Raw genomic sequence first — 18,876 nt, 5'->3', positions numbered from 1 at the left:
CCGCCGTGCCGGTTTAATGCCCCGCTAAGCCACGCCGGGCATCGGGACCACCGGGGCGCTCACGCGTGGGAGAGCGCGAAGGCCGTCAGGAAACCGGCGACCGTGATGAGGCCGACCAGCAGGTGGGCGTTCTCGAACGCCTCCGGGACCATGGTGTCGGTGATCATGGCGAGGATCGCGCCGGCAGCCAGGGCGGTGATGGCGGCCAGCACCTCCGGCGGTGCGCCGCCCAGCAGGGTGTTGCCGACCAGCGCCGCCACGCCGCTGATCAGCGCGATCCCGGTCCACAGCAGGAAGACGTACCGCCGGGTGCGGCCCGCCTGACGCATGCCTGCCGCGCTGGACAGCCCCTCCGGGACGTTGCTGAGGAACACCGCCGCCACAGTGACCAGGCTGACCGTGCCGCCGGCGAGCAGGCTGGCGCCGATCACCACCGATTCCGGTACGCCGTCCAGCAGCGCCCCGACCGCGATCGCCGACCCCGAGCCGGGCTGCTCGCCCTCGGACGGCTGCTGGTCCCCCGAGCGCTTGCGGTGCCGCGCGCCGTGTCGGGCGAGACCCACGTTGGCCAGGGTGTAGGCGGTCGCGCCACCCGCCGCGCCGAGCACGGTGGGCAGCATCCCGCCCTGCTCGTGGGCCACCTCGATCAGCTCGTACGAGACGGCCGAGATCAGCACCCCCGCGCCGAACGCCATGATCGACGCGGTGATCCGCTGCGGCACCCGGGCGAAGAAGCCGACCGCCGCCCCGATCAGCAGAGCCGACCCGGCCAGCAATCCCCAACCACCCGCCTGCAACCACTCCGGCATTCCGGGGACCGTACCCGCCGGAGCGAGGTCGGCAAACCGCGCTCAGAAGTCGGCGAAGAGGTACGGCACCCGGCGTCCGAAGATGTCGCGCAGCTCGGTGGCGGCGTCCGCCGGTACGTCGCCCAGCCCTCGCAGCGGCAGCTCGGCCGGGTCCAGCACCCCGTACGCCAGGGCGGACAGCCCGGCCGCGGTCAGCGTGGCCGTCGGCGTGCGGCCGTCGTCGTCGGCGACCAGTTCCAACGCGCCTGTCGTACCGTCGAGCAGGTGGGTGCCGGCCAGCCACCGGTCCCCGGTCAGTTCGATCCGGACCCGGCCCGGGCCGACGGGCAGCCCGTGCAGCGCGTCCAGCGACAGCAGCCGGGCCATCGGGGCGGACGAGCCCGGCCGGCCCACCCGCGCCTCGACGTGCACGTCCAGATCGGTCAGCCACAGCTCCGGCAGCTCGTCCGGCGGGACCTGGACGGTGACCCGCTCGACCTGGTCGACGTGCCTGGCGAAGAACTGCAGCAGCAGCGTACGGGCGAGGGGGTCGCTGGCGAGCAGTTCGTTGCCGTGCAGCGTGCCGCCGTGCTCGTCGATCCGGTACGTGACCGCGCCGGTGACCTCGCCGTCCACCTTGGCGGTGAGCAACCAGTGCTCGTCGCGGTCCCGCAGGCCGGCCGCCCGGTGGTCGGGGAACACCGAGAAGCCGTGCCGGGTCTGCAGGCAGCGCTCGGTGAACGCCCGCCACGTTGGATAACCGGCGGCGATCCGCTCCCAGCCCACCTCGCCGGGCAGCTCGGCGCGGAGGAGTGAGCCCAGGTCGGCCGGGGAGAAGGCGACCGTACGCGGCTTGGGCAGCCCGACGTAGCCGAACCGGGCGTAGAAGCTGGGCCGGAACGGGTAGAGCGCGCTGAGCACGTGCCCCTCGTCGCGCATCTCGTCGAGGAGCTGGTGCAGCAGCTTGCGGACGTGCCCCTGCCGGCGGGCCAGCGGGTGGGTGGCCACCCCGGCGACACCGGCCATCGGCAGCACCACCCCGCGCAGGTTCTGCCGCATCGGAATGGCCGAGACGGCCGCCAGCGTGGTGCCGTCCTCCTCCACGATCAGCGTCCGGTTGCCCTGGTTGTAGGGCAGGTAGTCGCGGAACTCCTCCACCCGGGCGGCACTGAGCGGCGATGCCTCGAAGGCGTACGCGGCCAGCGGAAAACTCGTCGTGAGACGTTCGTCGGCGGTCACCCGTCGGATGGTCATCCGCCTATCTCAACCCGCCGGCCGGGTGACAGCAACCGGATTGGCCCGATCCGTGGGCGACCGCGGCCCGATCCGCTGTGCCGACGCCCCTCAGCCGACCGGCAGGTGCCGCAGGTGTCGACGGCGGCGCAGCCGGACGGTGGCCACGGAGGCCACACCGAGGGCGAGCAGAGCGGTGACGACGATGCCGTGCACCACTCCCCGGGCGAGGTAACCGCCGTCGGTGTGGTCCACCGACCAGGTCGCGATCTCCCGGCTCGACCAGAACGGCGTCAGCTTCGCCCCCGATCCGGCCGGGTCGATCAGCATCTGCACCGTCACCACGGTGAGCAGCAGGAGCGTCCCCTCAAGTTCGCGGGGCAACAGCGCGCCGATCAGCATCCCGAACGGCGCGGCCACCCCGACGGAGCAGAGCAGCGCCGCGGCCAGACCGCCGTACCGCAGATCCGCGCCGTCGAGCATGGGGAGCAGGAAGAACGGTACCGAGATGACCAGGCCGACCGTCCACAGACCGAGCATCCGACCCAGATAGAGGTGATGCGGCCGATAGCCGGCCAACCGCAGCCTCGGCTCCAGCTCCCGCGCGGCGGTGGTGGCGAACAGCGCGGCGGTGCTCACCGCCCAGCCCACGCCGAGCAGCAGCGAGCGGACGGACTGCCCGAGGTAGGCGTCCCGCCGGATCAGGTAGAAGGTCAACGGCATCAACAACAACAGCAGGAGTACGCCCCGACGCCGCAGCAGTTCCCGCAGGGTCATCTCGGCGACTGTGACGAGCCGGTTCACGGGTGGCCTCCCTGGACGCCGGGCGTGCGCCACCCGGACTGTTGCGCCGGGGTCAGGTCGAGCACGGTGTCCACCCGGTCGAGTTGGTTGAGCAGGTGCGTCACCACGACGATCGCCGTGCCCGCGTCGCGTAGCGCGCGGAGCTGGTCCCAGAAGTTGACGTAGGTGCCCTGGTCGAAGCCCTGGTACGGCTCGTCGAGCAGCAGCACGTCCGGGTTGCTGAGCGCGGACATCGTCAGGTTGAGCTTCTGACGGGTACCGCCGGAGAGATGTCGGGCCTGCACGGCGCCGCCCGCCTCCCAGCCCAGCTGTCGGGCCGCCGCCCGGCCGGCGCGGCGGGCCGGCCCTCTGGCGACGCCCTGGCCGGCGCCGACCAGGACGAAGTGCTCGTCGGGCAGCAGGAAGTCGGCGGTGCCACCGGACTGGGGGCAGTAGCCGAGCTGCCCGGAGACCGTCACCTCGCCGCTGTCGGGTGAGATCAGCCCGGCGCAGATCCGCAGGAAGGTGCTCTTGCCGCAGCCGTTCGCGCCGACGACGGCGGCGATCTGTCCGGCCCGGACGGTAAGTGTCGCGTCGCGCAGCACTGTCTGCCGGCCGTACCGTTTGGTGATGCCCCTCGCGTGCAGCCGCACCGGCCCGGGCCGTGGCCCGGGGGCGGTGCCGATGCTCTCGACGATCGCGTTCGCGTAGTCCTGGGGCGGGCCGAAGACGACCCAGGGGTTCCCGCCCCCCTCACGCAGGTGTGTGGCGGCCTCGGCGACCACGTGCCGGGCGGCGTCGGCCGCGACCCGGCGCTGGTGCAGTTCCGCCGTGAGCGCGCGTAGCCAGTCGTCGGAGTTCACCGGGCGACCCCCTTCGTGACGATGTCGTTCACCGGCCGGACGAAGGTGAGCCAGGCGGTGCCGCCCTGGCGCAGCGCGGAGTGCCCGTCGTCGGTGAGCCGGTAGTACTTGCGGGCCGGCCCGGCGGTGCCTTCCCGCCACTGGGCCGTCACCAGGCCGGTCTTCTGCAGGCGCAGCAGAACGGGATAGAGCGTGCCGCCCTGGATCGGCCCGACGCCCGCCGCGTCGAGCGCCTGGGCGAGCTGGTAGCCGTAGGACTCGCGTTCGGCCAGCAGGGCCAGTACGCAGATGTCGAGCACCCCCCGCAGCCACTGCCCGCGCCGGTCCGATTCCACAGGCCGGACACTAGCGGTGCCAGCTAGATGGCACAACTACCTAGTAGCTCCGACGGAACCCGCCCGGCCGGTCCCGGGGACCGCCGAGCAGCCCGCGTGGGTCAGCGGGTCGTGACGTCGGAGACGACGACTGTGACGTTGTCCGGGGCGCCGGCGTGGTGGGCGAGCTTCACCAACTGCTCGCCGCACTGCTGGCGGTCGGCGTACATGCCCAGCGTCGTCGCGATGGCCTCGTCCTCGACGTAGTCGGAGAGCCCGTCGCTGCACAGCAGCAGCCGGTCGCCGGGGACCACAGTGAGCACGCCGACGGCCGGCGGGGTGTCGGCGCCCTGCACGGCCCGGGTCACCAGGGACCGCTGCGGGTGGTGCCGGGCCTGCTCGGGGGAGAGCGTGCCCTGGTCGACGAGCGCCTGCACGAACGTGTCGTCCCGGGTGAGCTGGGTCAGCTCCCCGTCGCGCAGCAGGTAGCAGCGGGAGTCGCCGACCTGGGCCAGCACCAGCGTCTCGGTGGCCAGCAGCGCGGCGGTGAGCGTGGTGCCCATCCCCTCGCGGGCCGGGTCGACGGTGATCGCGGCGTGGATGCGCTGGTTGGCGGTGCTGACCACGGCACGGAGGGCGTCGGCGGCCTCGTCCGGGTCGGTGGGCGGGGCCAGCTCGTCCAGGATCCGGATCACGATCTCGCTCGCCACCTCGCCCGCGGGCAGTCCGCCCATGCCGTCGGCGACGGCGATCAGGCGGTCACCGGCGAGGGCGGAGTCCTCGTTGTTGGTGCGGACCAGGCCGATGTCGTTGAGGATGACCGAGCGGAGGATCAGCGTCATGGTGTCAGCTTGCCAAGAACACCCTGCCTTCGTCTCTACGCACTACTGCGTAGGGTTGAGAAATGATGCCGGTGTCCATGGTCGGACGCGTCGGCGAGCTCGCCGAGCTCGACCGGGCATGGTCCGCCGTGGCGGCCGTACGCCGCTCGTCGCCCGCCGTCGCGGTGCTCACCGGAGCGGCGGGGGTGGGCAAGAGTCTGCTGGTCGCGGCCGCTGTGGACGCCTTCGCGCCGCGTCCCGCGCTGATCCTCTCCGGTGCCGCCCGGGTGCACGGCCCGGCCCCGTACGACTGGCTGGCGGCGGTGCTCACCGGTCGGGACACCAGCCGGCTCGGTCTGCCGTCGGACGCGCTGGCCTGGTTGGCCCAGCAGCCCACCGCACCCCGCGAGCGGTACGCGCCGGGCACCCTGCTCCGCCTCGCCGTGCGGACCGTCCAGTTGCTGGTCGGCGCCGGCCCGGCCGTGCTGGTCGTGGATGACCTGCACGCGCTCGACCCGGCCAGCGTCAACCTGGTCGGGGAGCTGGCCACGGTCGCCGACCTGCCCGCCCTGCTCGTGGTGGCCAGCCGACCGCCGACCGACGCGGTGGCACCGGACCTCACCCGCCGCGCGCTGGCCCGCCTCAGCGGCGTGCCCGGCGCCGTCCGGCAACATCTTGGCCCGCTGCGCCCGGCCGAGGTCGCCGAGGTGCTGACCCAGGTGTACGCGGGCAGCAACCCGTCCGGTCGGCTGGTCACCTCGCTCTGGCGGTGCACCGGCGGCAACCCGTACGCGCTTACCGAACTGCTGGCCGCGCACGCGTCGGAGGGGCCGGAGGCGTTGCTGCGGCGGCTGCCCGGCCCGCGTCAGCCGACCGCGCCGCGCGCTCCGGCGGCCGCGGCCGATCCGGTCGTCGACGTGCCGCTCGACCCGGAGCTGACCGCCCGCGAGGTCGAGGTGCTGGGCTGCCTGGTCGCCGGGATGTCCAACAAGCAGGTGGCGAAGGCGCTGGGTATCTCGGTGCGTACGGTCACCGTGCACGTGTCGAACCTGCTGCGCAAGACCGGCTCGGTGTCGCGTACCGAGGTGGCGCTCTGGGCGGTCCGGCACCGGCTGCCGGTGCCCGCGCCGGTGGACTGAGTCGGGTTCAGCGGCGCGGGTAGCGCAGCAGCAGGCTCGCGGCGACCTCGTCGTCGCCCACCGCCGCGTAGCTGTGCGGCACGTCGGAGACCCAGCGCAGGTGCCCGCCGGCCGGGGCGGTCAGCGGCGCGTCGGCCGGGCCGGCCCGCAGTACGCCGGCGAACACGGTGATGTGTTCGGTGACGCCCGGTTGATGGGCGGGGGAGATCTGCACGATGCCGGGCGCGACGCGCATCCGGTACAGCTCGTAGGTCGCGTCGGTGTCGTCGAACACCTCCAGCAGGGTGGCGGTGACAGCGGTGCCGTGCACGGTGGGCTCGGCGGCCGGCTCGGCCAGCAGCGCGGTGAACGGCACGCCGAGCTGCGCGGTGACCGCCCAGAGCGTCTCCAGCGTCGGGTTGCGGGTGCCGTTCTCCAGGCCGGAGAGGGTGGCCTTTCCGACGCCGGCGAGCCGCGCCAGTGTGGACAGCGAGATCCCCCGCTCCTCGCGCAGGGCACGGACGCGCCGGCCGACGACTGCGGGATCCACGTCGAGGCCCGGACGGCGGGCTGGTGGTGGCTGCGGCACCCGGCTATCGTGCTACACACTGTCGTTCCGTAAACGGAACACTTGGGGGGTCGGGATGGCGGGACGGGCGCAACCGGTGCTGGCCGGCGTCGTGACCGCGCTGGTCGGCTTCGCCAGCTCGTTCACAGTCGTGCTGGCCGGGCTCCGCGCGGCGGGCGCGTCGGACGCGCAGGCAGCCTCCGGCCTGCTCGCTCTCTGCGTGGCGTGCGGGCTCGCCGCCGCCTGGCTGGGCTGGCGGCACCGGATCCCGATGAGCGTGGCCTGGTCGACGCCCGGCGCTGCGCTGTTGGTGGCGACCGGGCCGCCGACGGGCGGTTGGCCGGTCGCGGTGGGCGCCTTCCTCGTCTCCGGAGCGCTGATCGTCGCGGCCGGGCTCTTCCCACCGCTGGGCCGGGCGGTGGCCGCGATCCCCAAGCCGGTGGCCGGCGCGATGCTCGCCGGAGTGCTGCTGCCCCTGTGCACCGCCCCGGTCCGCGCGCTCGTCGAGCTGCCCCGGGTGGCCGGCCCGGTGGTGCTCGGCTGGCTGCTGCTGCACCGGTTCGCCCGTCGTTGGGCCGTGCCGGGCGCGCTGCTGGTGGCGGTGGTGGCGATCGCCCTGACCGCGCCGCCGGCCGGACTGAGCGGTGCCACGCTGACCCCGTCGCTCGCCCTGACCGCGCCCGCCTGGAACGCGTCCGCTCTGGTCGGGCTCGCCCTCCCGCTGTTTCTGGTCACGATGGCGGCGCAGAACGTGCCCGGCATGGCGGTGCTGGTCGGCTACGGCTACCGGCCGCCGTTCGGCGCGGCGCTGCGGGCCACGGGTCTGGCCAGCCTGCTCGCCGCCCCGGCCGGCGGGCACGCGGTGAACCTCGCGGCGATCACCGCCGCGCTGGCCGCCGGCCCCGACGCCCATCCGGAGCCGGAGCGCCGATGGGTCGCCTCGGTCACCGCCGGGCTCGGGCTGGCCCTGCTCGGGCTGGGCGCCGGCGTGGCCACGGCCCTGGTCGCTGTCGCGCCGCCGATCCTCATCGAGGCGGTCGCCGGTCTGGCCCTGCTGGGCGCGCTCGCCACGGCGCTCGCCGCGGCGGTGACCGACCCGGCGACCAGGGAGGCCGCAGTCGTCACCTTCGTGGTGACGGCCTCCGGTGTGACGCTGATCGGCGTGGGCGGCGCGTTCTGGGGGCTGGTCGCCGGCTGCCTGATGCTGCTGCTCTTCCACCGCCGCCCAGCCGCGCCCGTCCCGCCCGCCCCGGAGGCCCGCCCTGATCAACTCGGGTTCGTGGAAGGCGGGGTGTCCGGGCTGCGGTGACGCCCCGGGTTTGCGGAAACCCGAGTTGATCAGGGCGACCGGGTCACTCCTCGGGCGGCAGGTCGGCCACGCCGACCGAGAGGCGTACCCGGCCCTCGGCGACGGCGGCGATCCGGTCGGCCGGCACGTAGACGGCACCGACCGGCGAGTCGGTGGAGACCTTCAGGTAGCCGGTGTGCAGCAGCCGCGCCGCCAGGTCGGCCGGAACGTCCGGCTCCTCGACAGCCGTCGCCTCGATCAGCTCGTCCAGGCTGCTGCCCGGGTCCGCGGTCGGTGTCTGCACGGTCACCGCGTTGGGGTCGCCCCGCTGAACGAGGTCCACGGTGCCGACCTCGGTGCCGGCGGAGTCGATCACCGACATCCCGGTGGTGATCCGCGAGATGGTCGCCTGCTGCTCGTCCTGCTGGTCCATCCCTCAGCGGTTCCCGGGGCGCAACGCCGCTAAACGCCGTCACCGCCCCGCCGGCGGCTCAGCCCACCCGCCCGCCCGCTCAGCCGTTCGGGAGCGTCCAGCCGCCCGGTGGGCGCGGGGACAGTTCCCGCCAGGCGTCCGAGCCGTCGAGCAGCGCCCGGACCGTCTCCTCGGCCTCGTCGGCGCTGCCGTACTCGTAGAACCGGGAAATGCCCTCGGCGCCGCCGGCCCGCTGCTCGACGTGCCAGCGGTCGGCGTCCACCCGCAGGAAGACGTCCCGCCGGGCCAGCCGCCCCCATTTCCCGTTCCACCAGTGCTTTCGCTGCTCCATGGCCGGACTCTATCGAACACACGTACGAGAAGGCGCGGCCCCTGCGGGATTCCCGCAGGGGCCGATGTGCATCCGTTCGGGTCAGCGCGGCGCCGGCGGTTCGGTGCGGCGGCCCAGCACGTCGTCCAGCGCCCCGCGCTGCTGGCCGGGGGTGGTGTGGCCGGCGGAGACGAGCGCGTCCCGGATCTCGGTGAGCAGCTTGACCTCCTCGCTGGGCGCGGAGGGCGGCGGCTCCTCGCCCCGCTTGCGCCGCTCGGCCAGCCGGTTCATCGGGTAGACGACCAGGAAGTAGAGCGCAGCGGCGGTGAGCAGGAAGGTGATCACCGCGTTGACGAAGGCGATCCAGTCGAACGCGATGCCGCGGAACTCGGGTGCCGTCCCGGCGAGACCCTTGTCGCTGCCGGTGATGAGCAGCACGATCACCCGGATCAGCGGTTCGAGGAACGACTTGGTGAGCTGGGTGACCACGCCGGTGAACGCGGCGCCGATGACGACACCGACCGCCAGGTCGACGACGTTGCCGCGCATGATGAAATCTTTGAAGCCCTTGAACATCCGTACTCCCGAGGTGTCCGGTTTTCCGTCCGGCACAACCTATGCCCCGGCGGCGGGCTCCAGAAAAGCGCCGGCTTCGATCGCCGCCCGGCCCGCGTCGCCGGCCCGGATCGCCTCGATCAGCCGGGTGTGGTCGACGTAGCGCTCGGGCGTGAGCGCGCCGCCCATCGCCTGGGCGACGGTGCTGCGCAGGGCGGTGCCGACCGAGGCGTACAGCTCGGCGAGCATGGTGTTGTGCGCGGCGGCGACCACCGCGACGTGCAGGGCCGCGTCGGCCTCGACGAACGCGTCGACCCGGCCGCCGCGCCAGGCCGCCTCGCGCTCGGCGAGCGCGCCGTCGAGGGCCACCAGGTCCTCCGGTGTACGCCGCAACGCGGCGAGCCGGGCCGCCTCCACCTCGAACGCGCGCCGGACCTCGATGACCTCGGTCATCCGGTCGTCGCCCAGTCGGCGGGCCACCACCGGCGCCAGCTCGTCGGTGGACACCACGTACGTGCCGGAGCCCTGCCGGCACTCGAGCACCCCGGCGTGCACGAGGGCGCGGACCGCCTCGCGGACCGTGTTGCGCCCGACGCCCAGCGTGGCGACCAGTTGCGGCTCGGTGGGGATGCGCCCGCCGATCGGCCACTCGCCGCCCAGGATCCGGGCCCGGAGCTGCTCGATGGTCTGCCGCACGCGGTGCCCGCGGGGCGGCACGGCGGGCTGGTCGCGAGGCGGCGCCGACGGCGCGGAGGGGGAATCGACCGACGGTGGCACTGGTTACATCACCGGCCCTAAATTCATCCCATGATTGTAGGTTAGAGGTCATGACCCCGCCACCCATCGCCGCTCCGGCCCCGCCCGCTCCCGCCGCCGTCGACACCCGCCCGACGCGCGACTCCGCGGGCCGGCGGACCCACCCGGCGACCGGTGGCGCGCTCGTGCTGGTCGGGATGCTGCTGGTCGCGCTCAACCTGCGCACCGCGGTAACCAGCCTCGGCGCCCTGCTCGACGAGATCCGCGACGGGCTGGGGCTCTCCGGCACCATGGCCGGTCTGGTCACCACCCTGCCGACCATCGCGTTCGCCGGCCTCGGCGCGCTCACCCCGTGGCTGGTCCGCCGGGTCGCGCCGGCCCGGGTGCTGGTGGTCGCCATGATCGTCCTGGCCGCCGGTCAGGTGCTCCGGGCGGCCACCGACTCGGCCTGGATCTTCGTGTTCACCAGCGCGCTGGCCCTGGCCGGCATCGCGGTCGCCAACATCCTGCTGCCGATGCTCGTCAAGCAGCACTTCGGCCACCGGACCGGCCTCGTCACCGGGGCGTACACGATGGCGTTGACCCTGGGCACGACGGTGGCCGCGGCCAGCGCGGTGCCGATCGCGCACGCCTTCGGCTCCTGGCGGGCCGGGCTGGGCGTCTGGGCCGTGCTGGCCGCGGTGGCCGTACTCCCGTGGGTGCCGCTGGCGCTGCGGACCCGGGCGGGCGCGCGGCGCGCGACGCCGACGGCGGCCGTCGCCGCGCCGACGCGGATCCGCCCGGCGCGGACCCGGCTGGGCTGGGCCATGGCGGTCTACTTCGGGGCGCAGTCACTCAGCGGGTACGCGATCATGGGCTGGCTGGCCCAGCTCTTCCGCGATGCCGGCTACCGGCCGGAGTCGGCCGGGCTGCTGCTCGCCGGGGTGACCGCGCTCGGCGTGCCGATCGCGCTGCTGATGCCCACCCTCGCCGGCCGGCTCGCCACCCTGCGTCCGCTGGTGCTCGGCCTGACGGCCGCCTCGACGCTGGCCTACCTGGGGCTGGCGCTGGCCCCGCACGGCGCCGCACTGCTCTGGGTGGCCCTGCTGGCGATCGGCCAGGGCGCGTTCCCGATGATCCTCACTACGATCGGCCTGCGTGCGCGCACCGCCGAGGGAACCGTCGCGCTCTCCGCGTTCGCGCAGAGCACCGGCTACGTGATCGCCGCCCTCGGCCCGCTGATGGTCGGCATCCTCTACGAGGTCACCGGCGGCTGGACGGCACCGATCGGATTCCTGCTGGCCGCACTCGCCGTGCAGACGACGGCGGGCATGGCGATCGCCCGTCCCCGCTACGTCGAGGACGAGTAGGTCGCAACAGCGATCAGGAGGACGCCGGGGTGGGTTCGCCGGCGACGGCCTCATCAACCGTCGGGTAGGTGTGCAGCACCTCGACGAGCCCGCTCACCTCGAGGATGCGCAGCACCCCGCGCTGCGGAGCGGCCAACCGCACCACACCGCCGGCCTCGTCACAGCTGTTCTTGGCACGAACGAACACCGACAGACCGGTCGAGTCGCAGAACGAGACGTCCGCCAGGTCGAACACCAGCCGGTTACGGCCCTTGTCGAGCAGGTCGGTGATCTGATCCTGCAACTGCGGTGCGGTTGCCATGTCCAGCTCGCCCGCGACCGACACGACGACCACGTCGCCGCGTTGTTCCGTATGCACCGTCAGGGACATTCGCCAGACCTCCTGTTATCGGGGGAACGGTATCCCACGAACGCGATCCGACGAAGAACGGGAGCCGGCACCCGGTGGCCATCATCATTCCATTGCTACGGAGCAAGTAGTTGCCCAGACCCCGGTGATAGAGTCCGGCCGGTCCAGGTCGAGGGGGGTTTCACGATGGCGTTGAACGCCGAGGAAAGTGGTCGGCTCGCCGCGCTGCTGGGTGGGCATGCCGAGCAGGTCACGCAGCGGTGGACCGACATCGTCGCGAGCTCGCTGCGGGGCCGGCTGAGTCACGCCGAGCTGCGCCGGCAGGTCGAGGACCTGCACCGTGCCATCGTCGGCGCGGGTGAGCAGGGCGCGATCGACCTGTCCGCCGAGCACGCCGCAGAACTGCGCGCTGCGCTCTCCGAACTGTCCCGGGGCAGGGCCCGACAGGGCTTCTCCGCCACCGAGACGACGATCAGCATCTTCGCGCTCAAGGACGTGCTGGCCGACCTGGTGCAGGGGTCCGGCACCGCCGACGCGCTGCACGACTACGTCGCCTTCTCCAAGCTGGTCGACGAGCTGGGCCTGTTCACCTTCGAGAGCTTCGTCCGCACCCGCGAGAGCCTGATCGCCGACCAGGCCGAGCAGCTGCTCGAACTCTCCACCCCGGTGGTCAAGCTCTGGGAGGGTGTGGTTGCCGTCCCGCTGGTCGGCACGCTGGACTCGGCCCGCGCCCAGGTGGTCATGGAGCGGCTGCTGCAGACCCTGGTCGACACCGGCTCCCCGTACGCGATCATCGACATCACCGGCGTCCCCGCCGTGGACACCCAGGTCGCCCAGCACATCCTGAAGACAGTGGTGGCCGCCCGGCTGATGGGCGCCGACTGCATCATCTCCGGCATCCGTCCGCAGATCGCGCAGACGATCGTGGCGCTCGGCATCGAGTTCGGTGACATCGCCACCAAGGCGAGCCTGGCCGACGCGCTGCGGCACGTGCTGCGGCTCAACGGGGTGGAGACCGCCCGTCGCCAACCACGCCGGGACGTCTGATGGAACGCGTACCGATCCTCAAGATCGGTGACATCCTGCTCGTCTCCATCCAGCTCGACATGTCCGACCAGACGGCGGTCCAGCTCCAGGAGGACCTCGCCGAGCGGATCGTGGCCACCGGCTGCCACGGCGTCATCATCGACATCACCGCGCTGGACATCGTCGACTCGTTCGTCGGGCGGATGCTCTCCACCATCGCGTCGATCTCCAAGGTTCTCGACGCGGAGACGGTGGTGGTCGGCATGCGACCCGCCGTCGCCATCACCCTTGTCGAACTGGGGCTGTCACTGAACGGCATCCGTACCGCGCTGAACGTCGAGCGCGGCATGGAGCTGATCGCGGCGGCCCGCGCCGACGAGCTCGACCACCAGCTCGACGACGATCCGGACGCCGAGACGGCCACGCCGTGACCACGGGCGTCGACCTGGGCCAGCCGCAGGCACAGGCGGTCCGCAGCGATGAGGACGTCGTCCGCGTCCGGCAACTGGTCCGCACGGTGGCGGTCGCCGTCAAGCTGTCCCTCGTCGACCAGACCAAGGTGGTCACCGCGGCGAGCGAGCTGGCCCGCAACACCCTGGTGTACGGCGGTGGCGGCACCGTCGAGGTGACGACGGTGGAGAACGGTCGTCGCAAGGGCGTCCGGATCGTCTTCGCCGACTCCGGCCCCGGCATCGCCGACCTCGACCTGGCCCTGACCGACGGCTACACCACCGGCGGTGGCCTCGGCCTCGGGCTCAGTGGGTCCCGCCGACTGGTCGACGAGTTCGAGATCGACACGTCGGCGGAGACCGGCACGCGCATCACGGTGACCAAGTGGTCGCGGTGAACGGGGACCCGGTCACCGACAGCGGCATCTGGTTCCGGGTGGAGGCCGGCAGCACCGCCAGCGCCGTACGACGCGCAGCGGAACGCCTCGGCGAGCAGATCGAGATGGGTGCGGCGCGCATCGCCGACCTGGCCATCGTCGCCGCCGAGTTGACCAGCAACCTCGTCAAGCACGCCGACAACGGTGTCCTGCTGCTCCGGCCGGTCCGCCGCGCCGGGCAGGCCGGCGTGGAGTTGGTGGCGATCGACTCCGGGCCCGGCATGGCCGACCTCGCCGTCTCGTCCCGCGACGGGCACTCCACCACCGGCACGCTCGGCATCGGCCTGGGCGCCATCGTGCGGCAGGCGAGCTGGTTCGACGGGTACTCCGTGCCCGGTCAGGGCACCGTCCTCGCCGTGCAGGTCTGGCCGGCCGAACCGGCCCAACCCTCCTGGGCCGGCGCCCTCACCCGGCCCATTACCGGCGAGACGGTCAGCGGCGACGGGTACGCCGTCCGCCTCGCCGACGGCCGCCACCAGGTCCTCGTCAGCGACGGGCTGGGGCACGGCCCGCTGGCCGCCGCCGCCACCGAGGCGGCGCTCGCGGCCTTCCGCGACGCCCCGGCCAGCCCGCCGGCAGCGGTGGTCAGCCACCTGCACCGGAGCATGTCGCACACCCGCGGCGCCGCGCTCGCGGTCGCCGAACTGGCGGCCGACGTGCTGCACTACGCCGGCCTGGGCAACATCACCGGCGTGATCGTCGAGGGCGACGGCAAGCGCCGGGGGCTGGTGTCGCTGCCCGGCATCGCCGGGCACCAGCGGCCGACGGTCCGGGGCTACGAGTACCCGTTCAGCCCCGGCGCCCGGCTGGTGATGCACAGCGACGGCGTGGTCGACCGCTGGCGGTTGACCGACTACCCGGGTCTCGCCGAACGATCACCGCTGGTGATGGCGGCGGCCCTGCTGCGCGACGCCGGCGTGCGACGCGACGACGCCTGCGTTCTGGTCGCGAGGTCGTGGACATGAGCGCGGAGCCGGCCGCGCCGCCGCTGCTGCAGATGGCGCTGCGGGTCGAGCAGGACATCTTCGTCATCCGCCAGCGGGGCCGCGAGGTGGCCAACGTGGTGGGCCTCGAACACCAGGACCAGGTCCGGATCGCCACCGCGCTCAGCGAGGTCGCCCGGGACCTGCTGCGGACGACAGGCGGCGCGGACGTCGCGTTCCACATCGACGCGGGACCCGACGGCAGGTTCCACCTCCGCGCGGACCTGGCCCCGGTGACCCCGCTGCCCGACGGCCGGTACGAGCCGCAGTCGGGTGCGGTGTCCCGCCTGGTCGACTCACTCAGCGTGTCGACCGCCGAGGGGGTTACGGTCGTACGGATGTCCCGAAGAGTCCCGGCCAACGCGCCGACGCCGACTCCGGAGCGGCTGGCCGAGTTCCGTGCGGAGCTGGGCCGCACCGCCCCGGCCAGCGCGCTGGACGAGCTGACCGTGCAGAACGGCCAGCTCATCGCGGCACTCGACGAGGTACGCAGCCAGCGCGACGAGCTGGCCGTGCTGAACGAGGAGCTGGCCGAGACCAACCGGGGTGTGCTGGCGCTCTACAACCAGCTCACCGAGGAGCTGGAGGAGACCAACCGGGGCGTGGTCGCTCTCTACGCCGAGCTGGACGAGAAGTCGGCCCAACTGCGCGCCGCGAGCGAGTCGAAGAGCCGCTTTCTGGCCAACGTGAGCCACGAGCTGCGCGCCCCGGTCACCGCGATCATCGGGTTGGGGCGGCTGCTCGCCGACTCCTCCTCCGACCCGCTCACCGCCGAACAGGCCCGCCAGGTGGGCCTCATCCGCTCGTCGGCGGAGGACCTGCTCGGGCTGGTCAACGAACTGCTGGATCTCGCCAAGGCCGAGTCGGGCCGGATCGAGCCGGACTGGGCGGACGTGGATCTGCGCCCGGTCTTCGGCCAACTGCGCGGCACCATGCGGGCGCTGGCCACCCGGCCGGGGGTGGAGCTCACCGTGGAGGAGCCGACCGCGCCGGCCGTGCTCCGCACCGACGAGGTGCTGCTCGGCCAGGTGCTGCGCAACCTGCTGCACAACGGGTTGAAGTTCACCGCGAGCGGCGAGGTGCGGCTGCGCGCCTGGCACCGCGACGACAGGTGGAACTTCGAGGTCAGTGACACCGGGCCGGGCATCGCGCCCGAGCTGCACGATCGGATCTTCGAGGAGTTCTACCAGGTGCCGGGGGCGACCCGGGTCGGCGGCACCGGCCTCGGCCTGCCGTACGCCCGGCGGCTGGTGACCCTGCTCGGGGGCACGTTGGAGCTGGCCAGCGAGCCCGGCCGGGGCAGCACGTTCACCGTCTCCCTGCCCACCGGCGGAGCGTGACGTGGACGGCGGCCCGGCGACAGTCCTGGTGGTCGATGACAGTCGCACCAAGCGTTACCTGCTGGTCAGTTGGCTGACCCGGGCCGGGTACACGGTCCTCGAAGCGGAGAGCGGCACCGAGGCGCTCGCCCGGGTCGAGACGGAGCGGATCGACCTGGTGGTGCTCGACGTCCGGCTGCCCGACCTGAGCGGCTACGAGGTGTGCGAGCGGATCAAGGCGAACCAGCCGGCGATGCCGGTGATCCACGTCTCCGCGCACGCTGTCGATGTCGCCGACCGCGCCCAGGGGCTGACCCGGGGAGCGGACGCGTACCTGGCCGAGCCGATCGAGCCCGAGGAGCTGATCGCCACCACCCGGGCGGTCCTGCGCTACTACCGGGCCCGCCAGCGTGCCGAACTGCTCGCCGAGCGGCTGCTGGGCCTCGCCGACACGACAGTAGCGGTGCACGCCGCGTCGACCTTCGCACGGCTGCTCGAGGTCGCGGCGGAGGGCGCCGCGCAGATCTTCAAGAGCCCCGCCGCCGTCATCGCCGAGACGTTCGACGGTGACTGCATCGCCGGCATCTGCGCCGGCCCCGGCGCCGAGGCCGCCATCGTGCCGTGGGTCGTCGACGACACCGGGGTGCCCACCGGCGCCACGGTCCGGGTGGAGTCCCCGGCGAACTGGGGGCTGCTCACCTGGCCGGCGGACGACTCGGTGACGGTGGCCGCCGCTCGACTGCGGGAGGACCGGGCACCGCTGTACGTGGTGGTCCCCACCGCCACCCAGACCGCCCGAACGCCGGTCCTCGTGCAGCTGGCCCAGGCCGTGGCCGCGGCGGTCGAGGCCCAGCGCTCCTTCGACGAGGAGCACCGCATCGCCGTCACCCTCCAGCGCAGCCTGCTCCCGCGCAGCCTGCCCACGGTGACCGGACTCGATTTCGCGGTGCGCTACGAGCCCGCCAGCGCGCAAACCGAGGTGGGTGGCGACTTCTACGAGCTGGTGATGCTCGACGGGCACCTCCTGCTGGCGATCGGCGACGTGGCCGGCCACTCGCTGCATGCGGCCACCGTGATGGCCGAGCTGCGGCACGCGGTGCGGGCGTACGCCGTCGAGGGGCACCAGCCCGGCGAGATCCTGCACCGGGTCAACGAGCTGATGCGCACCCTGCTGCCGAACGAACTGGCCACGCTCTGCGTCCTGTTGCTACACCCGCCGAGCGGGCGGGTCCGGCTAGCCAGCGCCGGACACCTGCCGCCGCTGCTCAACCAGAACGGCACGGTCGAGTTCGTGCAGCACTCGGCGCCGCTGCTCGGCGTCCGCGCGCCCCGACCGGCCGACCTGGAGTTCGTCCTGCCGGCCGGCGCCACCCTGGTGTTCTACACCGACGGGCTGATCGAGCGCCGGGACGCCACGATCGACGAGGGGCTGGCCGCGCTCGCGGCGGTCGCCACCACCGTGGACGAGAACCTGGACGACTTCTGTGCCCGCCTGCTGGTGGAACTGGCCCCGGCCAAGATCCAGGACGACGTCGCAGTGGTCGTCCTGCGCCGTCGCTGAGCACGGCGACGGCTGTCCGGTGGTCGCTGCGCGCGGCTCAGTGCACCGAGCGGGCGTACGCGGCGGGTGACACTCCGGCGACTGCGGTGAAGTCGCGGACCAGGTGGGCCTGGTCGCTGTAGCCGAGGGTGGCGGCGAGGCCCGCCCAGTCGAGGGGAGCCCCCGCGGCCTGCTCGACGGCCTCCTGGAGGCGGTAGCGCCGGATCACCCACTTCGGGCCGACCCCCACGCGCTCGGTGAAGAGCCGCTGGAGCCGGCGGACCGGAACGCCGTGCCGCGCGGCGAAGTCGTCGACGCGCAGCACCGTACGGTCGGCCCGGATGGACTCGGCCAGCCGGACGGCCTCCGCCGCGGCCGGGTCCGGGTCGGGCGCCCACGCGGTGAGCGCCGCGTCGAGCGCGCGACAGCGGTCGGTGTCGGTGCCCGCGCAGACGGGATGGGCGGGACGGGTCAGCCGGCCGGCGGGCAGCGGCAGCCGACGGCCGGTCAGCTCGGCCACGGGCCGACGCCAGAACGGGTGGAAGCCACCGGGACGGAACTGGATCCCGCAGACCCGGCCGGTGCCGGTGAGCGTGATCCGGAACAGGTCGCGGCCCACCCCGGCCACCTCGCCGGTCTCCGCCGCGTCGCCGTCGCCGTCGCTGCGGAACACCACGTTCACGGCGGGGTGCGGCACGACCCGTTGCTCGAACGGCGCGCTCAACGTCCAGTCGATCAACCAGTAGTGCTCGACCCATCCGCGCAGCGGTTCGGCCGGCAGGTGCCGCCGGAAGCGGACCTCGCGCAGCAACCGCGCCGGGTCGAGAATGCCCCGGCTGTCGCCGCGCGGTCGCTGTCGCATTTCTTCAAGACCACCCTCATACGCTGGCCGTATGGCCACTCAGACTAGCGATCTGCTGGCGGCTGCCGCGCCGCGAACCGTCGACGTCGTACGCGGTATCGCGGACGACCAGCTCGACAGCCCCACGCCGTGCCGCGACTACGTGGTCCGGGATCTGCTCAACCACCTGTTCGAGGTGGTGGTGAACTTCCAGGACCTGGCCGAGAAGAGACCGGTGGAGTGGGCCGAGAAACCCGATCACCTGGACGACGGCTGGCGGGACCGGTTCGCTGTCGAGACCGACCGCCTGATCGCCGCCTGGTCGGACCCGTCCACGCTGGAGGGCGTGTCGCCGGGCATGGGCCTGCCGCAGACCGTCGTCGGCGGCATGGCGCTGCTGGACCTGACCGTGCACGGCTGGGATCTCGCCGTGGCGACCGGCCAGCCCTATCAGCCCGCCCCGGAGGCGGTGACCGAGCTGCACGCCCTGGTCGAGCGGTTGGGCCCGACCGCCCGCAAGATGGGCGTCTTCGCCGACCCCACCCCGACGCCACCCACCTCCACGACTGCCGACCTGGACCACCTCCTGACCCAGACCGGCCGAACCCCCACCTGGCCCCAAACCCACTAACCCCGGGTCCACCCACCCCTTTCGCCCCGGTGATCAAGAGGTTTGCGTCATCAGCGGGGCCGGATCTGACCCGAACCTCTTGATCACCAGGGGTCAGGGTCCGGAGGGGGCGGGGCGGGAGG

At 73.1% G+C, this 18,876-nt stretch carries 23 protein-coding genes; 10 read left to right on the top strand and 13 right to left on the bottom strand.

Going from position 1 to position 18,876, the window contains the following annotated elements:
* Window positions 1-59: 59 nt before the first annotated feature.
* The 6 genes from AB0B39_RS05720 to AB0B39_RS05695 form a co-directional block, all read right to left on the bottom strand.
* Entirely contained in the window at window positions 60-809 is a 750-nt protein-coding gene (locus tag AB0B39_RS05720) for a ZIP family zinc transporter (RefSeq protein WP_357491332.1), read from the bottom strand.
* Window positions 810-851: 42 nt separating this feature from the next.
* Entirely contained in the window at window positions 852-2,042 is a 1,191-nt protein-coding gene (locus AB0B39_RS05715) for a GNAT family N-acetyltransferase (protein WP_357573587.1), read from the bottom strand.
* Window positions 2,043-2,132: 90 nt separating this feature from the next.
* Window positions 2,133-2,825: a hypothetical protein gene (locus AB0B39_RS05710; RefSeq protein WP_357491328.1), complete on the bottom strand. Its 693-nt coding sequence runs from the start codon at window positions 2,823-2,825 to the stop codon at window positions 2,133-2,135.
* The gene (locus tag AB0B39_RS05705; protein WP_234588551.1) at window positions 2,822-3,667 is read right to left on the bottom strand and encodes an ATP-binding cassette domain-containing protein; all 846 of its coding nucleotides are present in this window, start codon (window positions 3,665-3,667) and stop codon (window positions 2,822-2,824) included. The genes AB0B39_RS05710 and AB0B39_RS05705 overlap by 4 nt, the downstream gene beginning before the upstream one ends.
* Window positions 3,664-4,002: a PadR family transcriptional regulator gene (locus tag AB0B39_RS05700; protein ID WP_357491326.1), complete on the bottom strand. Its 339-nt coding sequence runs from the start codon at window positions 4,000-4,002 to the stop codon at window positions 3,664-3,666. The genes AB0B39_RS05705 and AB0B39_RS05700 overlap by 4 nt, the downstream gene beginning before the upstream one ends.
* Before the next feature lie 101 nt (window positions 4,003-4,103).
* The gene (locus tag AB0B39_RS05695) at window positions 4,104-4,823 is read right to left on the bottom strand and encodes a protein phosphatase 2C domain-containing protein (RefSeq protein ID WP_234588555.1); all 720 of its coding nucleotides are present in this window, start codon (window positions 4,821-4,823) and stop codon (window positions 4,104-4,106) included.
* Window positions 4,824-4,885: 62 nt separating this feature from the next.
* On the opposite strand from AB0B39_RS05695, the gene AB0B39_RS05690 reads away from it, so the two are divergent.
* Entirely contained in the window at window positions 4,886-5,941 is a 1,056-nt protein-coding gene (locus tag AB0B39_RS05690) for a LuxR C-terminal-related transcriptional regulator (protein WP_357573586.1), read from the top strand.
* A gap of 7 nt (window positions 5,942-5,948) precedes the next feature.
* On the opposite strand, the gene AB0B39_RS05685 is transcribed toward AB0B39_RS05690, so the two are convergent.
* Complete coding sequence (locus tag AB0B39_RS05685; RefSeq protein WP_234588557.1) at window positions 5,949-6,509, bottom strand: XRE family transcriptional regulator; 561 nt, start codon at window positions 6,507-6,509, stop codon at window positions 5,949-5,951.
* 55 nt (window positions 6,510-6,564) lie between these two features.
* On the opposite strand from AB0B39_RS05685, the gene AB0B39_RS05680 reads away from it, so the two are divergent.
* Window positions 6,565-7,797 carry a benzoate/H(+) symporter BenE family transporter gene (locus tag AB0B39_RS05680; protein WP_357491321.1) on the top strand — a complete coding sequence of 411 codons (1,233 nt, stop codon included), beginning with the start codon at window positions 6,565-6,567 and terminating at the stop codon, window positions 7,795-7,797.
* Window positions 7,798-7,840: 43 nt separating this feature from the next.
* On the opposite strand, the gene AB0B39_RS05675 is transcribed toward AB0B39_RS05680, so the two are convergent.
* The 4 genes from AB0B39_RS05675 to AB0B39_RS05660 all read right to left on the bottom strand — a co-directional run bounded on the left by AB0B39_RS05675 (window position 7,841) and on the right by AB0B39_RS05660 (window position 9,851).
* Entirely contained in the window at window positions 7,841-8,209 is a 369-nt protein-coding gene (locus AB0B39_RS05675) for a hypothetical protein (protein WP_234588559.1), read from the bottom strand.
* A gap of 79 nt (window positions 8,210-8,288) precedes the next feature.
* Window positions 8,289-8,540: a hypothetical protein gene (locus tag AB0B39_RS05670; RefSeq protein WP_357573585.1), complete on the bottom strand. Its 252-nt coding sequence runs from the start codon at window positions 8,538-8,540 to the stop codon at window positions 8,289-8,291.
* A gap of 81 nt (window positions 8,541-8,621) precedes the next feature.
* Entirely contained in the window at window positions 8,622-9,095 is a 474-nt protein-coding gene (gene mscL / locus AB0B39_RS05665; protein WP_357573584.1) for a large conductance mechanosensitive channel protein MscL, read from the bottom strand.
* A gap of 39 nt (window positions 9,096-9,134) precedes the next feature.
* Window positions 9,135-9,851, bottom strand: coding sequence for an FCD domain-containing protein (locus tag AB0B39_RS05660; protein ID WP_234588561.1), 717 nt, complete (start codon window positions 9,849-9,851; stop codon window positions 9,135-9,137).
* Window positions 9,852-10,027: 176 nt separating this feature from the next.
* Between AB0B39_RS05660 and AB0B39_RS05655 the strand changes: the two genes are divergently transcribed.
* Complete coding sequence (locus AB0B39_RS05655; protein WP_357492063.1) at window positions 10,028-11,179, top strand: MFS transporter; 1,152 nt, start codon at window positions 10,028-10,030, stop codon at window positions 11,177-11,179.
* Window positions 11,180-11,192: 13 nt separating this feature from the next.
* Here AB0B39_RS05655 and AB0B39_RS05650 read toward each other — a convergent pair whose 3' ends face one another.
* Window positions 11,193-11,549, bottom strand: coding sequence for an STAS domain-containing protein (locus AB0B39_RS05650; RefSeq protein WP_007454464.1), 357 nt, complete (start codon window positions 11,547-11,549; stop codon window positions 11,193-11,195).
* 165 nt (window positions 11,550-11,714) lie between these two features.
* Here AB0B39_RS05650 and AB0B39_RS05645 point away from each other — a divergent pair, with 165 nt between their 5' ends.
* Genes AB0B39_RS05645 through AB0B39_RS05620 form a run of 6 tightly spaced genes read left to right on the top strand, consistent with a single transcriptional unit; the run spans window position 11,715 to window position 17,303 of the window.
* Window positions 11,715-12,575 carry an STAS domain-containing protein gene (locus AB0B39_RS05645; protein WP_357491316.1) on the top strand — a complete coding sequence of 287 codons (861 nt, stop codon included), beginning with the start codon at window positions 11,715-11,717 and terminating at the stop codon, window positions 12,573-12,575.
* Window positions 12,575-12,985: an STAS domain-containing protein gene (locus tag AB0B39_RS05640; protein WP_234587807.1), complete on the top strand. Its 411-nt coding sequence runs from the start codon at window positions 12,575-12,577 to the stop codon at window positions 12,983-12,985. Before AB0B39_RS05645 ends, AB0B39_RS05640 begins: the two co-directional genes overlap by 1 nt.
* Entirely contained in the window at window positions 12,982-13,401 is a 420-nt protein-coding gene (locus AB0B39_RS05635; RefSeq protein ID WP_234587805.1) for an ATP-binding protein, read from the top strand. The genes AB0B39_RS05640 and AB0B39_RS05635 overlap by 4 nt, the downstream gene beginning before the upstream one ends.
* Entirely contained in the window at window positions 13,389-14,405 is a 1,017-nt protein-coding gene (locus AB0B39_RS05630; protein ID WP_357573583.1) for an ATP-binding SpoIIE family protein phosphatase, read from the top strand. Before AB0B39_RS05635 ends, AB0B39_RS05630 begins: the two co-directional genes overlap by 13 nt.
* Entirely contained in the window at window positions 14,402-15,763 is a 1,362-nt protein-coding gene (locus AB0B39_RS05625) for an ATP-binding protein (RefSeq protein ID WP_357491311.1), read from the top strand. The genes AB0B39_RS05630 and AB0B39_RS05625 overlap by 4 nt, the downstream gene beginning before the upstream one ends.
* Before the next feature lies 1 nt (window position 15,764).
* The gene (locus tag AB0B39_RS05620; RefSeq protein WP_234587802.1) at window positions 15,765-17,303 is read left to right on the top strand and encodes a SpoIIE family protein phosphatase; all 1,539 of its coding nucleotides are present in this window, start codon (window positions 15,765-15,767) and stop codon (window positions 17,301-17,303) included.
* Between the two features lie 37 nt (window positions 17,304-17,340).
* Here AB0B39_RS05620 and AB0B39_RS05615 read toward each other — a convergent pair whose 3' ends face one another.
* Window positions 17,341-18,144, bottom strand: coding sequence for an AraC family transcriptional regulator (locus tag AB0B39_RS05615; protein WP_357573582.1), 804 nt, complete (start codon window positions 18,142-18,144; stop codon window positions 17,341-17,343).
* A 31-nt stretch (window positions 18,145-18,175) separates the two neighbouring features.
* Between AB0B39_RS05615 and AB0B39_RS05610 the strand changes: the two genes are divergently transcribed.
* On the top strand, window positions 18,176-18,754 hold the full coding sequence (locus AB0B39_RS05610; RefSeq protein ID WP_357573581.1) for a TIGR03086 family metal-binding protein: 579 nt from the start codon (window positions 18,176-18,178) through the stop codon (window positions 18,752-18,754).
* Window positions 18,755-18,876 lie beyond the last annotated feature (122 nt).

It is taken from the genome of Micromonospora sp. NPDC049114, from assembly GCF_040648635.1.
In the GTDB taxonomy this organism is placed as follows: Bacteria; Actinomycetota; Actinomycetes; order Mycobacteriales; family Micromonosporaceae; genus Micromonospora.
This window is presented reverse-complemented; position numbering and strand designations above follow the sequence as displayed.

Bases quoted from the DNA above. Each gene is read 5' to 3' on its own strand.
- AB0B39_RS05610 (WP_357573581.1), top strand. From the start codon at position 18,176: ATGGCCACTCAGACTAGCGATCTGCTGGCGGCTGCCGCGCCGCGAACC.
- AB0B39_RS05680 (WP_357491321.1), top strand. From the start codon at position 6,565: ATGGCGGGACGGGCGCAACCGGTGCTGGCCGGCGTCGTGACCGCGCTG.
- AB0B39_RS05655 (WP_357492063.1), top strand. From the start codon at position 10,028: ATGCTGCTGGTCGCGCTCAACCTGCGCACCGCGGTAACCAGCCTCGGC.
- AB0B39_RS05670 (WP_357573585.1), bottom strand. From the start codon at position 8,540: ATGGAGCAGCGAAAGCACTGGTGGAACGGGAAATGGGGGCGGCTGGCC.
- AB0B39_RS05715 (WP_357573587.1), bottom strand. From the start codon at position 2,042: ATGACCATCCGACGGGTGACCGCCGACGAACGTCTCACGACGAGTTTT.
- AB0B39_RS05615 (WP_357573582.1), bottom strand. From the start codon at position 18,144: ATGCGACAGCGACCGCGCGGCGACAGCCGGGGCATTCTCGACCCGGCG.
- AB0B39_RS05690 (WP_357573586.1), top strand. From the start codon at position 4,886: ATGATGCCGGTGTCCATGGTCGGACGCGTCGGCGAGCTCGCCGAGCTC.
- mscL (WP_357573584.1), bottom strand. From the start codon at position 9,095: ATGTTCAAGGGCTTCAAAGATTTCATCATGCGCGGCAACGTCGTCGAC.
- AB0B39_RS05695 (WP_234588555.1), bottom strand. From the start codon at position 4,823: ATGACGCTGATCCTCCGCTCGGTCATCCTCAACGACATCGGCCTGGTC.
- AB0B39_RS05720 (WP_357491332.1), bottom strand. From the start codon at position 809: ATGCCGGAGTGGTTGCAGGCGGGTGGTTGGGGATTGCTGGCCGGGTCG.
- AB0B39_RS05675 (WP_234588559.1), bottom strand. From the start codon at position 8,209: ATGGACCAGCAGGACGAGCAGCAGGCGACCATCTCGCGGATCACCACC.
- AB0B39_RS05625 (WP_357491311.1), top strand. From the start codon at position 14,402: ATGAGCGCGGAGCCGGCCGCGCCGCCGCTGCTGCAGATGGCGCTGCGG.
- AB0B39_RS05650 (WP_007454464.1), bottom strand. From the start codon at position 11,549: ATGTCCCTGACGGTGCATACGGAACAACGCGGCGACGTGGTCGTCGTG.
- AB0B39_RS05640 (WP_234587807.1), top strand. From the start codon at position 12,575: ATGGAACGCGTACCGATCCTCAAGATCGGTGACATCCTGCTCGTCTCC.
- AB0B39_RS05645 (WP_357491316.1), top strand. From the start codon at position 11,715: ATGGCGTTGAACGCCGAGGAAAGTGGTCGGCTCGCCGCGCTGCTGGGT.